The organism is Auritidibacter sp. NML120636, from assembly GCF_003185945.1.
GTDB classification, from domain to species: domain Bacteria; phylum Actinomycetota; class Actinomycetes; order Actinomycetales; family Micrococcaceae; genus Auritidibacter; species Auritidibacter ignavus.
The window spans coordinates 73,066-85,835 of sequence record NZ_QHLO01000001.1; the positions used below are offsets into that span (position 1 = coordinate 73,066).

11 protein-coding genes are annotated in these 12,770 nt (G+C 61.0%); 6 read left to right on the forward strand and 5 right to left on the reverse strand.

Annotation, left to right across the window (positions count from 1 at the left end):
- Window position 1: 1 nt before the first annotated feature.
- Complete coding sequence (locus tag DCC25_RS00395) at window positions 2-1,603, reverse strand: aminopeptidase P family protein (RefSeq protein WP_110100222.1); 1,602 nt, start codon at window positions 1,601-1,603, stop codon at window positions 2-4.
- Window positions 1,604-1,681: 78 nt separating this feature from the next.
- On the opposite strand from DCC25_RS00395, the gene DCC25_RS00400 reads away from it, so the two are divergent.
- A complete protein-coding gene (locus DCC25_RS00400) occupies window positions 1,682-2,542 on the forward strand; it encodes a PHP domain-containing protein (protein ID WP_110098560.1) in 861 nt (286 codons plus the stop codon).
- Here DCC25_RS00400 and DCC25_RS00405 read toward each other — a convergent pair.
- The 4 genes from DCC25_RS00405 to DCC25_RS00420 form a co-directional block, all read right to left on the reverse strand.
- Complete coding sequence (locus tag DCC25_RS00405; RefSeq protein ID WP_110100223.1) at window positions 2,539-4,140, reverse strand: DEAD/DEAH box helicase; 1,602 nt, start codon at window positions 4,138-4,140, stop codon at window positions 2,539-2,541. The two genes, DCC25_RS00400 and DCC25_RS00405, sit on opposite strands and share 4 nt — an antisense overlap.
- A 236-nt stretch (window positions 4,141-4,376) precedes the next feature.
- Window positions 4,377-4,601, reverse strand: a complete 225-nt coding sequence (locus DCC25_RS00410) for a DUF3107 domain-containing protein (RefSeq protein ID WP_110098562.1) — start codon at window positions 4,599-4,601, stop codon at window positions 4,377-4,379.
- Between the two features lie 124 nt (window positions 4,602-4,725).
- On the reverse strand, window positions 4,726-5,331 hold the full coding sequence (locus tag DCC25_RS00415) for a TetR/AcrR family transcriptional regulator (RefSeq protein WP_110098563.1): 606 nt from the start codon (window positions 5,329-5,331) through the stop codon (window positions 4,726-4,728).
- Window positions 5,332-5,711: 380 nt separating this feature from the next.
- The gene (locus DCC25_RS00420) at window positions 5,712-7,118 is read right to left on the reverse strand and encodes a glutamyl-tRNA reductase (RefSeq protein WP_233242814.1); all 1,407 of its coding nucleotides are present in this window, start codon (window positions 7,116-7,118) and stop codon (window positions 5,712-5,714) included.
- A 184-nt stretch (window positions 7,119-7,302) separates the two neighbouring features.
- Here DCC25_RS00420 and hemE point away from each other — a divergent pair, with 184 nt between their 5' ends.
- The 5 genes from hemE to DCC25_RS00445 are packed head-to-tail and all read left to right on the forward strand — an operon-like array spanning window position 7,303 to window position 12,755.
- Entirely contained in the window at window positions 7,303-8,493 is a 1,191-nt protein-coding gene (hemE, locus tag DCC25_RS00425; protein ID WP_110100225.1) for a uroporphyrinogen decarboxylase, read from the forward strand.
- On the forward strand, window positions 8,486-10,069 hold the full coding sequence (locus tag DCC25_RS00430; RefSeq protein ID WP_110100226.1) for an NAD(P)/FAD-dependent oxidoreductase: 1,584 nt from the start codon (window positions 8,486-8,488) through the stop codon (window positions 10,067-10,069). The genes hemE and DCC25_RS00430 overlap by 8 nt, the downstream gene beginning before the upstream one ends.
- Before the next feature lie 38 nt (window positions 10,070-10,107).
- On the forward strand, window positions 10,108-10,866 hold the full coding sequence (hemQ, locus tag DCC25_RS00435; RefSeq protein WP_110100227.1) for a hydrogen peroxide-dependent heme synthase: 759 nt from the start codon (window positions 10,108-10,110) through the stop codon (window positions 10,864-10,866).
- Entirely contained in the window at window positions 10,867-11,937 is a 1,071-nt protein-coding gene (hemC, locus tag DCC25_RS00440) for a hydroxymethylbilane synthase (RefSeq protein ID WP_233487807.1), read from the forward strand. It abuts the gene before it with no gap.
- On the forward strand, window positions 11,937-12,755 hold the full coding sequence (locus tag DCC25_RS00445) for a uroporphyrinogen-III synthase (protein ID WP_110100228.1): 819 nt from the start codon (window positions 11,937-11,939) through the stop codon (window positions 12,753-12,755). Before hemC ends, DCC25_RS00445 begins: the two co-directional genes overlap by 1 nt.
- Window positions 12,756-12,770 lie beyond the last annotated feature (15 nt).

Sequence of the window (12,770 nt, forward strand, 5' to 3'; positions counted from 1 at the left end):
ACTATTGCCGGTTGTTTTCTCCCAGCAGTGATGCCATCCAAGCTTCCACCTCGTCGACGGTGCGTGGAATGGTGGCACTGAGGTTCTCGGCGCCCTGGTCGGTTACGAGAATATCGTCCTCGATCCGAATGCCAAGACCCCGGTATTCTGCGGGAACGGCCAGATCTTCGTTTTTGAAATACAGGCCCGGTTCGATGGTGAACACCATGCCCGGTTCCAGCACGCCGTCCATATAAAGCTCGCGACGCGCCTGCGCACAATCGTGAACATCTAACCCCAGGTGGTGGCTGGTCCCGTGTGGCATCCAACGGCGATGCTGTTGTCCGGACAAGGAGACAGCCTCGTCAACACTGACCGGAAGAATTCCCCAGGCATCCAGGTGCTGTGCCAGAACTTCGGTGGCACGATCGTGAACATCACGGAATCGGATCCCCGGCCGCACGATCTCGAAAGCCGCATCGGCAGCTGCCAGCACAGCGTTGTAGACCCGGGCCTGAAGCTCGGAGAACCGTCCATTAATCGGTAGTGTGCGGGTGATGTCAGCGGTGTACAGGGACTCGGCTTCCACACCGGCATCTACCAGCAACAACTGCCCGTCGACAATCGGACCGGTGTTCCGAATCCAGTGCAGGATGGTGGCGTTGTTGCCGGCAGCGGCAATGGTGTCATAACCCAGGTCATTCCCCTCGAGCCGAGCTCGAGAAAAAAATGCGGTCTCGATAACCCGCTCGCCCCGTTGAACCTGCTTTGCGGCCGGTAGCGCCCGAATAATGTCGTCAAAACCTCGGGCCGTGGCGTCCACGGAGCCACGAAGTTCCCCGATTTCCCATTCGTCTTTGACCAGGCGGAGTTCGGACAGATATTCGGAGAGCTCGGCGTCGAGTCGGTCGGAGGCTTCTAGATCAACGCCGGTGTTGATCCGGGAGGTGTCAACCAGAGCCTCCATATTCAGGTCAGCGCCACGCACCACGCGCAACCGGGTGCCACCAATCTCCACGGCTCCGGCATCGACGGTGACCGCATATTCCAGTTCGTCGAGACTCTTGGTCTTCAGTCCGGTGCGAGCTTCTAATTCACGCAAGGTTGGTCGAGGTCCCACCCAAAACTCGCCGATTTTGGCGTTGGCATAGAATTCTTCGGAGTCCCGGGTAGCCAGGGGACGGAAATACAGGGTCGAAACGTGCCCGGACCCTTGGTCCCCGGTACCCGGCTCAACCGGTTGCATCACCAACGCCGCATCGGGCTCGTGGTCAATACCGAGTCCGGTCAGGTGCGTAAATGCCGAATGAGGCCGGAACCGGTAGTCGGTGTCATTGGATCGGACTTTCGGGGCGCCGGCCGGAATGATCAGGCGTTCACCCGGGAACCGCTCCGAGACCGCTTTTCGGCGTGTAGCAGCGTAAGAGGCCACCGCATAGGCGGAGAATTCTGGGTGCTCGACCGGAGCCCATTGGGAGCCCATGAAGTCTTTAAATGCCTGGGACTCTGGGCGACGGGAACGGTTCTCACCCCGCTGAGAGAGAGCCTGCTCTGGTTGCTCGTCGAGCTGGTCCCGGGAGGTCGAAGAACGATGTTGTGCAGAAGAAGCGGATGATTCAGTCATGGTTCCATGCTCTCATGAATCCCCAGCACCCCGCCGGGGAGGTTACCTGTCTGTTGTATGACGTTTACACTTATGAGCATGGCCTTTGATCTGCACACGCATTCAACCTGTTCGGATGGTACCCAGCCACCGGCAGAGGTCGTGCGTTTAGCAGCAGAGGCAGGATTGGAAGGACTTGCGCTGACCGATCACGACACCACGGCAGGATGGGATGAGGCGATCTCAGCCGCGCAGCGTCACAGCATCAGCTTGGTGGTTGGCATGGAATTATCGTGCGTGACCGATGAAGGGATCAGCGTTCATGTGCTCAGCTATTTGCATGACCCACAGCACGCGGGTTTGTCAGCTGAAATTGCTCGAGCCCGAGAGGCTCGCATCATTCGAGCCCAAGAAATGACCGCTCGGATCGCCCGAGACTATCCGGACTTGAGCTGGGAGTTAGTGCTCAAACATACCCACGACGATGCCACCGTGGGGCGGCCGCATCTCGCCGATGCACTCGTGGACATCGGCGTGGTCCCGGACCGCTCGGCAGCGTTTACCAGCCTGCTATCGAGTGACTCGTCCTACTATGTGCCTCACTATGCTCCTGATCCAGCACTCGGAGTAGAGCTGATTAAAGAAGCAGGTGGGGTAGCAGTCTTCGCACACCCGATGGCTGCGAAGCGAGGACGTACCGTATCAGACCGTACCTTCACCGAGATGATCGAGGCTGGCCTAGACGGCGTTGAAGTTGACCACCGCGATAATTCGGCTAAGGGGCGGGATAAGCTTCGTCAGCTGGCCAGGAAATATGGTTTGTTGACGACCGGTTCTTCGGACTTTCACGGCAACGGTAAACCCAACCGGTTGGGTGAATATACCACGGCGGTAGAAACGGTTAAAGCGCTGGAGCCTCGAGCGAGCTCAGGACTCCAGGTGCTGTGGCACACCGACTAATTGCGGTTGTTCTGCTGGTTTGTGCTCTGTTTCCTTCTCGAGGAAACCACTTTACCGTTCTTCCAGCGAGTGCGCTGACGCCTCCGCGAAGAACCCGAGGCCTTCTTGGCCTGGGCCTTGTGCTTCGACGAGGAAGACCGTTCTTGGCTCTGGTCTTGCTGGTGTCCAGCCGAACGACGCCGGGAGCGTCCGCGACGATGCTGTCGACCATTGCGGGACCGCGATCGAGAATCCTTACCACCAAGATCTTCACGATCTTCGGCGTCGAGACCAGCGTGAGTGCGTTGTGACTTTGGGAGTTTTCCTTTGGTTCCCTCTGGGATATCCAAGTCTTCGAACAGGTGGGGGGAGGCGGAGTAGGTCTCAATGGGCTCGGTTTGGTCTAGGCCTAGCGAAGCGGCAATCAGCTTCCACTGCGGGATGTCTTCCCAGTCCACCAGTGTCACCGCAGTGCCCTTATGCCCGGCCCGACCGGTCCGACCGATCCGGTGTAGATAGGTCTTTTCATCTTCGGGACACTGGAAGTTGATCACGTGGGTGACATCATCGACGTCAATACCGCGGGCAGCGACATCGGTGGCGACCAGCACATCGATTTTCTCATTGCGGAAGGCCCGTAAAGCTTGCTCGCGCGCGCCCTGTCCCAAGTCGCCGTGGATCGCACCAGCTGCAAAGCCGCGCCGGGTGAGCTCATCGGTCAACCGTGCTGCTGCGCGCTTGGTACGAGTAAAGATAATCGTGCGACCTCGCTCCCTGGCCTGTAGTACCCGCGCGATCAGCTCATCTTTGTCCAGATGGTGAGCACGGTAGATCAGCTGACGGATGTCCTTTTTGGTGGCCTGAGTGTCGTCAGGATCTTCGGCACGAATATGAGTGGGGTGCGTCATGAACCGGCGGGCCATCGCCACCACCGGACCCGGCATGGTGGCCGAGAACAGCATGGTCTGACGCTTATTTGGAACGGCCTGCAACAAGGTTTCAACATCCGGCAAGAAACCCAAGTCAAGCATTTCGTCGGCTTCATCCAGAACGACGGTCTGCACATGGTCGAAGCTCAGGTGACGCTGACGCATCAAGTCGATGAGTCGTCCCGGGGTTCCAACAACGACTTCTGTACCGCGATTGAGTTCTTCAACTTGTGGTTCATAAGCTCGACCACCGTAAATGGTCGTCACCCGCACGCTACGACGTGAGGCCGCCAATCCGAGGTCCTCACCGACCTGGGTCGCCAGTTCGCGAGTCGGCACGATCACCAGAGCCTGGGGAGCACCGGGGGAGGGCAGAGAGTCGCTACCAGGCTCATCGGGGCCAATGACACGCTCCAGGACCGGAAGACCAAATCCCAACGTTTTACCGGTACCGGTCTTAGCTTGACCGATGATATCCTGGCCTGCCAAAGCAATCGGCAGAGTCATGGCCTGAATAGGGAATGGGGAAACGATCCCCTTGGCAACGAGGGCCTGGACCATATCGTCGCGCAGGCCGAAATCTGCGAACGTCTTGTCTGAGGTAGACCCATGCGGCGAGGTGTCGGACACGAGTTGGTCGTCCGGATCGGCCTGGTTTACACCGGGCTGTTGGTGAAGAGAATCTGACATCTGAGATGAACTTTCTCGTGGTACCCCACAACCCAAGGTATGTGTCAGTCGGATTGTAGGGTGCCACTGAATCGAGGACTATACGAGCGGGTCAACACAATGGACAAAAAAGTGGAGCCGATCGCGGTTTAGTCTTCTGAGCTGTATTAAGCGGTAGCGTTCTATCGCAGACGACCGGTCATCCAGGGGCGTCAATGACACCGGGGACGTGGTGTCGTAGTGAGGAATGGTCGAGTCTAGCTGGCGACAAAACCGACCGGGCCAGACGTGGTGTCTCCTACCTCGACATAGCCTACAACATTGCCGGGGACCAGGATCGTACGACCCTTAATATCGTCGATCTGAACCATACCTCCATCCTTGATGGCGGTTTGGACTTGCTCGACCACTTTCTCAGCCGGCAAATCTGTCTTGAACACAATTTCACGGGTGACGTGTTGAACACCGATACGAATTTCCATGTCTCTCCTTCACAAGCCGTGAACGCGGTTAGTGTTGTTTCGGGAACCCAGCTTAGCGGAGATGCCCTCGGCTCCGTGCGCTCTCAGCCCTGTCTGCCGCGGGCTTCGGCCAGTGGCGTAATTGTCAGTTCCGAAACACAGAAATGCCCTCACGCAACATGTCGGTCACGATCTCGGCGGTCTGGTTCGGGCCCAGTTCCTCGGTCTGTTGCTGATCCTTGGACATATAGGTCCAACCGTGGGCTGCGCTAATCACGGTAATCGTGACCATGGAAGAGACAAGTCTGGTCTGCTGGTCGGTGAGATGGGAGTCGTCAACCAGTAAGGTGTGGATTTTGTCGGTGATCTTTCCGAGAAACTCCCGACGGACTCGGTCGAGCTCACCCTCCAGAGGAGTCGAACGGTCCAGAATGACTCGGAATGGACGATCAGGGCGCGAGGCGAATTCAAAGGCTGCGGCAACGCACTTGTAAACGCACTGTCGCTCTGAGTCGCTTTCTTCGTCGAAAGCTTGGGTGAGTTTCTCGCCGAGCATTTTGAGATGGTCATTGAAGATGGCGCGGTAGATGTCTTCTTTGCCCTCGAAGTGCTGATAGAGAACTGGCTTGGAAATTGCGGCTTCCTTGGCAATGGCGTCCATAGAGGATCTGACGTAGCCGTTGATTCCAAAATGTTGAGCAGCGATGGTGAGAAGTTGTTCTCGACGCTGGCTTCTAGGTAGACGTGTCACGAGTTGCTAACCGTCCTTGACGTATCGGTGTGGTCTGCACCATGGAGAGTTCGCCATCCTTCCACGGTGATGAATGTCTGTCGTATTTCTACTGAAATTACGAGTGATTGTCATCCCTCGAAAAAAACGTAGTTAACGATTCTCATACTTTACTGATGGAATCGCAATATTGCCAGTGACTTGGGAGTTTATCGGAAGTCTTTTGCCGTGAGAGGCAACTCTCTTAACACACTCGACGCTATGCTGGGAAAATAGATGAAAGGTAAAATATAAGTGATGAATGCGCGTCCAAGAGAGCACAAAGCCAGTGAAAACTGTGCACCGAGCTCTTGGATGAGAAGTGTCGCAGGTGAGCGAAAGAGGTGGCCGGTGGTGAGTGCTTAAGCGCTCTCGGCACGATGATCGGAGTGGGGGCACGTGGGATCGGCTACCGGTGTCTGCTCGGGTGTCTGTGCACGCTTGCGTGCTGCTTGACGCTCAGCTTTCTTGCGCTGTCTTTCAGCGGTTTCGGCGGCCACGTCGAGACCGAAAATGGTTTCCAGTGCGAGCTCGTAGTCCGCTAGGCGCCCTTCTTCGGCCAGGTGACGTGCCCGCACTGTTGGTTCGTGCAAGAGCTGACGCACCATGCGACGCATGGCGAATTCCACTTCCTCGGCGGCTGCGGTACATCCGTGGCGTTGCCGCACGCGAGCAATTTCGTCCTCGAGTACGGATTGAGTGTGCTCGCGCAAGGTCACAATGGCATCGGAGGCAGAGCGCTGTTTGGACTCACTGAGGAAATCTTCGACGGCTTGGTCCACGAGGCCTTTGGCCCGAGTAATGGATTCTTGTTGCTCGTCTGGCGCCGCCATCTTGACCGACTCGAGCGTAACCACGTCAACCCCGTCAAGATCGGCGATATCGGGATCGAAGTCATGGCTGAGCGCTAGATCGATAATGGTCAAGCGATGCGGGAGGCCGGAACGCAGTCGTTGCAACTCAGGTTTGGAGATGGTCCGCTCTTGCCCAGAAACGCCAATCACGACGTCTGCTTCGGCAAAAGCCTCATGCACCATGTCACTATCTACTGCCATGGCCCAGTCACCACGATCGGCGACAAACTGCTCGGCTCGGCCCGAGGAGGAATACACTGCAACGTTGCGAGCGCCGAGTTGCTCCAGCTGGGCGATGGTGGTTCCGGCGTATGCACCGGTACCCACCAGCAACACATTGGCATCTTCCCAGAACCGCTTGGTCGCCACGACGGTTGACCCGGCTCGGATTTGGGTTGCTAGCTCCAGCGCCACAGACACGACCGACCGTCCAGTCGATCCCAACGCGGTTTCGGTACCGACTTGTTTGGCGGTCCGGGACGCAGTTTCGAAAAGTTTGGTGAGATTGCCCGTGGTGGTGTTGGCTTGCTTGGCCTCGGTGAGGGCCCGGCGCACCTGTCCGGCGATCTCGCGTTCACCAACGACAGCAGACTTGAGTCCGGCGCCGACTTCGAAGAGGTGTCGTACCGTCTCGTCGTGCGGAAGGATATGGAACGCATCCCGAACCTGGTCTAGGCGCAGACCGGTCTGGTCGGCGATGCTCTGGAGGATGTCAACCTGGGCTTGTGCCGCGTCGGCTCCGGTAGCGATTTCTGCATACACTTCGACACGGTTACAGGTCGAAAGAGACACTGCCCCCTGTAAATGGGGAGAGTTTTCTACCGTGGAGGCGACCCCTGGAACTCCGTTGCTTAATTCCGCCACCGTCTCGAGGTCAAGCCAGGTGTGCGCAGCAACCAACGAAAATAATGCCACAATGACTTCCATGCTAGGCCAGTGCACTCACCGATTAAAGTGAGCGCACCCTAAGTATGATGCCTCACGGTTTGTCATCTTTGCCTGAACAGTCCGGGGTGCCATCGCGATGGTTTTTCTTCTGACGGCTGATCACCACGTCTTACATTCAGGGGCATGAGGTTCAACGTGGGAGAATGGGGTCATGACTCAAGAATCCCGTGGTGGCTCCAGCGTGTGGGCAAATCACCCGTTGCTCACCGACGATGCGCGACGATCGACCGCACAGTCCGATCTGATTCGAGCCTACCGAGGGCAGATGCCTAGTCGCCGTCCGGTGTGGTTTATGCGTCAGGCCGGCCGGTCGCTTCCCGAATACCGACGCTTAAGGGAAGGCACCACCATGCTGGATGCCTGCGTGAACCCCGAACTGGCCAGTGAAATCACTCTGCAACCGGTGCGACGCCATGACGTGGACGCTGCGATCTTTTTCTCCGATATTGTGATCCCGCTCCGTTTGGCCGGAATTGGCGTAGAGATCCAGCCCGGTGTGGGGCCAGTGCTCGAAAAACCGGTCCGGACTGCACAGGATGTGGCAGCGCTACCAGATCTGGATCAACTCGGCCCCGAAATTTTTGCTCCAATTGCCGAAGCAGTACAGCGTACCGTTGCTGAGCTCGGGCCTCGCCCCCTCATTGGTTTCGCTGGAGCGCCGTTCACCGTGGCCGCTTATATGGTGGAGGGCAAACCGAGCCGGGATCACCTGGGGCCACGGGCCATGATGCACCGGGAACCGGAGACTTGGGAGGCGCTGATGCGCTGGGCCGCCCACGCCTCCGGTCTGTTCCTCGCCGCCCAGGTGCGCGCGGGGGCTTCGGCGGTCCAACTCTTCGATTCCTGGGCTGGGTCGTTATCGCGGACTGACTATCAGCATTCGGTGATGCCGTACTCAGCGCTAGCCTTGGCGGAGCTCGACAGCCTGCGAGCCGAACTCGACCTGCCGGTGGTGCACTTTGGGACCGGCACCGCTGAGATTTTGGACCTGATGCGTGAGGCAGGAGCGTCGGTGATCGGCGTGGACTACCGCATCGGGCTGGACGAGGCCTATCGACGCCTGCAAGCCCGCCGTGGTGAGCAGGCCCAGCCACTACGCGCCCTGCAAGGCAATATCGATCCGGCCTTCCTCGATGCCGGATGGCCCACCCTTGAAGCCCACACCCGCGCGGTGCTGGCCGCCGGCGAGTGCGCCCCCGGGCACGTGGTCAACCTGGGGCACGGGGTCCCACCCAGCACCGACCCGGAGGTATTGACCGAGCTCGTCTCGTTCATCCACTCCATCTCGGTGGGAGTGCGGTCCGCTGAGGATTCCCAGGGCGTGGTGTTACCCCATGAGTGAGCTACCCGGGTTGCAGGGGAACCACTACGACGTCGTGGTTATCGGCGGTGGCATCGCCGGACTCACCGCGGCCCGGGAGCTGAGCATGGCCGGGGCTCGCGTCGCGGTGCTGGAGGCCGCAATGCATCCTGGTGGTGCGTTGGCCGGTCTGGAGCTCGGTGAGGCGATCAATCCGACGGATGAGCAGGTGAGACACGACCCGAACGTGTCGTTGCGGGTGGACGCTGGCGCGGAAGCTTTTGCCACCCGTGGTCCCGCCGTGGCGGAGCTGATCACAGAACTGGGGCTAGGCGAGGAGATCGTGGCACCACAGGCCAGTGGCTCGTGGCTGTACACCCGCGACCGGGGGGCGATTCCTTCCCCGACAGTGGGCGTGCTCGGCATTCCCGGAGATCTGCACAGCCCCGATGTAGCCACAGCTCTCGGTCCTGAAGGGATCGCTCGGGCCCAACAAGACCTCTCGGCCCCCGTGGATGACTACCGACAGGTGTTAACCGACCAGACACCGATCACCCTCGCCGAGGTAGTCGCAGACCGTATGGGCCCGGCTGTGGTCGATAACCTTGTGGCCCCGGTGGTCGCCGGCGTGCTCTCCACTGACCCGGCGAGCGCGGACGTGCGTCAGCTGATCCCCGGTCTCTTGGACGCGATGGTGGAACAGGGGTCGCTGGCGGCGGCCATTACGGCGCTGAAACGGTCCGGTCGGCCCGGGGCCGCGGTGAACTCTTTACGTGGTGGTATGCACCGGATCATCGACGCCCTGACCGCGGAGCTAGCTGAGAGGGGAGTGGATCTGGTGACCTCAGCCCCGGTGACCTCGCTCGCGGACGCTGAGACCCCCGGCGGCTCTGGTTACCGAGTACTCATCACCGCCGCTGAGGCATCCGAGGTCGAGCTGAGCGGCGACCGCCTCGTGCTGGCCTGTGACGCCGTGACGAGCTACCGGCTGATCACCACGTTGCGCGCGAGGCGCCAGGCACCCGAACTTCCGACCGAGGCGCAACCGGCCACCGGAACCGGTGTGGGCCTGGTGACACTGCTAGTCGACCACCCCGAACTGGACGCTGCCCCGCGCGGGACCGGGTTGCTGGTGGCTCCTGACGTCACGGATGTGGCCGCCAAGGCGATGACCCACGTCTCGGCCAAGTGGGCCTGGCTGCATGAACGACTTAACCCCACCGGTGCTACCCACCGACATGTGCTCCGGCTCAGTTACGGCCGCATCTCCGATCCCGTTGCCGGGCACGCGTTGGGGTATCACAGCACCGATGACCAGCTCATCACCGCCGCACTGACCGACGTGCCCCGATTGCTCGGTGTTGACACGGAAAACTTTGCCGCCCGGGTGCGTGCCTCAGCGGTGGTGCGCTGGCGCGAGGCCTTGCCTTCGCCGACTCCAGCCCATACCCGCGCGGTGAATGCGTTGCTGGAGGCGATGGAGCCCGAGTCCATGATGGCCGCCGGCCCGTGGGTGTCGGGCACGGGACTGCTGGCGATCATCTCTGATGTGCGTCAGCGGGCCCGCCAGCTGATCAAATCACCACCGCCTGTGAGCACCCCGACAGATCAATCCTGACGTAGTGATCATCCGACACGAGAGGAAGTGAGACCGTCATGACAGAACAGACGGAGAACAGCACCCCAGCCCCCGGTACGGTGCAACAACAGGCCAGCTCGGTCCCCGAATTGGACACGAGTTGGTTCACCACGTACACGGTCTTTGCCCGCAACCGTCACGAGAACTCCGTGGGCTCGGCCCGGTCGGCCTCGGAAAAACAGCGTGATGCCGAGGCCTTCCGCGCCTTAGTTGCTGATCTGTCCGAACAGGGCATCACCGTACGGGGTCTCTATGACGTCTCCGGTATGCGAGCCGAAGCCGATGTGATGGTGTGGATGTGGGGTAAGGACCCGGTTGCCCTGCAACAGGCCATCCGCCAAGTGCGTCGCGCCGATCTGTTTGCCGGAACCCACGTAGCCTTTACCGCCATGGGGGCCGACCGGATGGCGGAGTTCAATAGGGACCACGTGCCGGCCTTCGCGATGGGCCGTAAACCCCGCAAATGGCTGTGCTTCTACCCGTTTGTGCGCTCCTACGACTGGTACACCATGGATCCGGCCAAACGGCGTGACTTGCTGCGCTCCCACGGCCAGCTCGGCCAAGACTTCCCGGATGTCTGGGCCAACACCGTTTCGGCCTTCGGCCTGAACGACTGGGAATGGTTGTTGGGCCTGGAAGCGCCCCGACTGGATATGCTCGTTGACATGATGCGGCATCTGCGCAATAACGAGACCCGGCACTATGTGCGCGAAGAAGTCCCCTTCTACACCGGTCACTACATCGAGATCGATGACGTCGCCGAGGTGTTGGCCTAAATGACCGTTACCGACTCCGTGCCCGGCCGGATGTTGTTGATGGGCACTCGCGGTTCCGCGCTGGCCCGCACGCAGGCCCAGCAGGTTGCCGATCAGCTCAGCGACTGGCTACCCGGGGTGGAGATCACCTCCCAGATCATCCGCACCGAAGGTGATGTGACCACCGGCTCGCTGGCCTCACTGGGTGGCACCGGAGTGTTCGCTGCAGCGTTGCGGACCGCTGTGGTGCAGGGTCGGGTGGATCTGGCCGTGCACTCGCTGAAGGACCTGCCAGCGATCCAGCCCGAGTCCTTGCGCATCGCGGCCGTACCCGTCCGAGCTGATCCCCGCGATGCGCTGTGCGCCCGAGACGGCATGAGCCTGGATGAGCTCCCGGCAGGGGCCCGTATTGGGACCGGCTCACCCCGGCGCGTGGCGCAATTGCTCCACTACCGGCCCGATCTGCAACCGATCGATATCCGTGGCAATGTCGCCACCCGCTTGGCGCGGGTGGTCGGCTACGAACACCACCACGACAACGCACCGGCCGCTGCCGGATCGGACCGTGGCGATCTGGACGCGGTTATCCTAGCCTGTGCCGGGCTCGACCGAGTGGACATGGACTGGGCCATTACCGAACGGCTCGACCCCTCGGTCATGCTACCGGCCCCCGGTCAAGCAGCGCTGGCGGTCGAGGTCAGTACCACTCGCCTGCTCGGATCGGCGGTCGAAGACGCCTTGGCACAACTCAATGACCCCGCCACCCTGCTCCAAGTCACTGCCGAACGCGCGGTGTTGGCCCGGTTGGAAGCCGGCTGTGCGGCCCCGATCGGGGCCCTGGCCACCGTGGACGCCCACTCCGGCACGCTCGCATTACAGGCCATGGTCGCCGGGATGGACGGGGTTAACCTGATCCGCGCCAATCGGTCGGTACCGGTCTGTGTCGACGGTGACCAGCTGATCGATGACGACCACTCCCGGGCCGATGCGTGGCAACTGGGTACGGCCGTTGCCGAAGAACTCCTGGATTCCGGGGCTGAGCTGTTGCCCGAAGCACCGCCGCGCGGAAACGGTGGGAGTAGCCTGTCGTGATGACCGAGGTGATCACCGACACGGTGGTGATCACCCGGCACCCGGCCCAAGCGTCGCAATTAGAGGCCGGACTGGGTGAGCACGGTATCAGCGTGCAGTTCTGCCCCCTGACCGATTTCGTGCTGGCCGAGGACCGCGTGCCGGGCCTGCGTCTCGTAGCAGGGCTCCACGCTGGCGTGTTCGCCGGCGTGGTGGTGACCAGCCCCAATACCGTCCGCGCGCTGAGCTTGCTGGGGCTTGATTGGGCCCGGCTGGCCGACGGCGATACTGTCGTGGTCGCTACCGGGGCCGGCACCGCCCGGAAGGTGGGCGAGCACGGTTACCCGGGCACGGTCTGGACCCCCACCACCGAAGCGTCCGCGCACGGCATTCTCACCGACCTGCCTGGGTCCCGGAAACTGCCGGTCGAGCCGGCGCGGCCGGTGGCACTACCCCAATCAGCTGCAGCCACTGAGACGTTGGTGACGGGACTGCGTGGGCTCGGCTATCGGGTCGATCACGTGCCGATCTATCACACGGTGGTCTATCCCGGACCGGCAGGGCGACGGTTATTGGCCGCCCCACGCCCCGAGAGCGCTCAGCGGCTGGTGGACCTGCACGCGTTGAACCCGCGTACCCCGGTGGTGCTCACCGCCTCCTCAGCGGTGCGCCAGCTGGCCGAGCGGGCAGGTGAGCTTCCGGCGCCGCTAGCGCACTACCGACTCATTGCCCTGGGGCGCCCAACGGCCAGTACCGCCACCGAACTGGACATCACCATGGCCGGCACCGCGACCGCCCCGAACGCTGCGGGCATCCTACAGATCTTACGCAACCTTTAAAGTCCTGTGTCAGTG

Excerpts from the sequence above, each read along its gene's own strand:
- DCC25_RS00395 (WP_110100222.1), bottom strand. The coding sequence starts at position 1,603 with ATGACTGAATCATCCGCTTCTTCTGCACAACATCGTTCTTCGACCTCC.
- DCC25_RS00400 (WP_110098560.1), top strand. The coding sequence starts at position 1,682 with ATGGCCTTTGATCTGCACACGCATTCAACCTGTTCGGATGGTACCCAG.
- DCC25_RS00405 (WP_110100223.1), bottom strand. The coding sequence starts at position 4,140 with ATGTCAGATTCTCTTCACCAACAGCCCGGTGTAAACCAGGCCGATCCG.
- DCC25_RS00410 (WP_110098562.1), bottom strand. The coding sequence starts at position 4,601 with ATGGAAATTCGTATCGGTGTTCAACACGTCACCCGTGAAATTGTGTTC.
- hemE (WP_110100225.1), top strand. The coding sequence starts at position 7,303 with ATGACTCAAGAATCCCGTGGTGGCTCCAGCGTGTGGGCAAATCACCCG.
- DCC25_RS00430 (WP_110100226.1), top strand. The coding sequence starts at position 8,486 with ATGAGTGAGCTACCCGGGTTGCAGGGGAACCACTACGACGTCGTGGTT.
- hemQ (WP_110100227.1), top strand. The coding sequence starts at position 10,108 with ATGACAGAACAGACGGAGAACAGCACCCCAGCCCCCGGTACGGTGCAA.
- hemC (WP_233487807.1), top strand. The coding sequence starts at position 10,867 with ATGACCGTTACCGACTCCGTGCCCGGCCGGATGTTGTTGATGGGCACT.
- DCC25_RS00445 (WP_110100228.1), top strand. The coding sequence starts at position 11,937 with ATGACCGAGGTGATCACCGACACGGTGGTGATCACCCGGCACCCGGCC.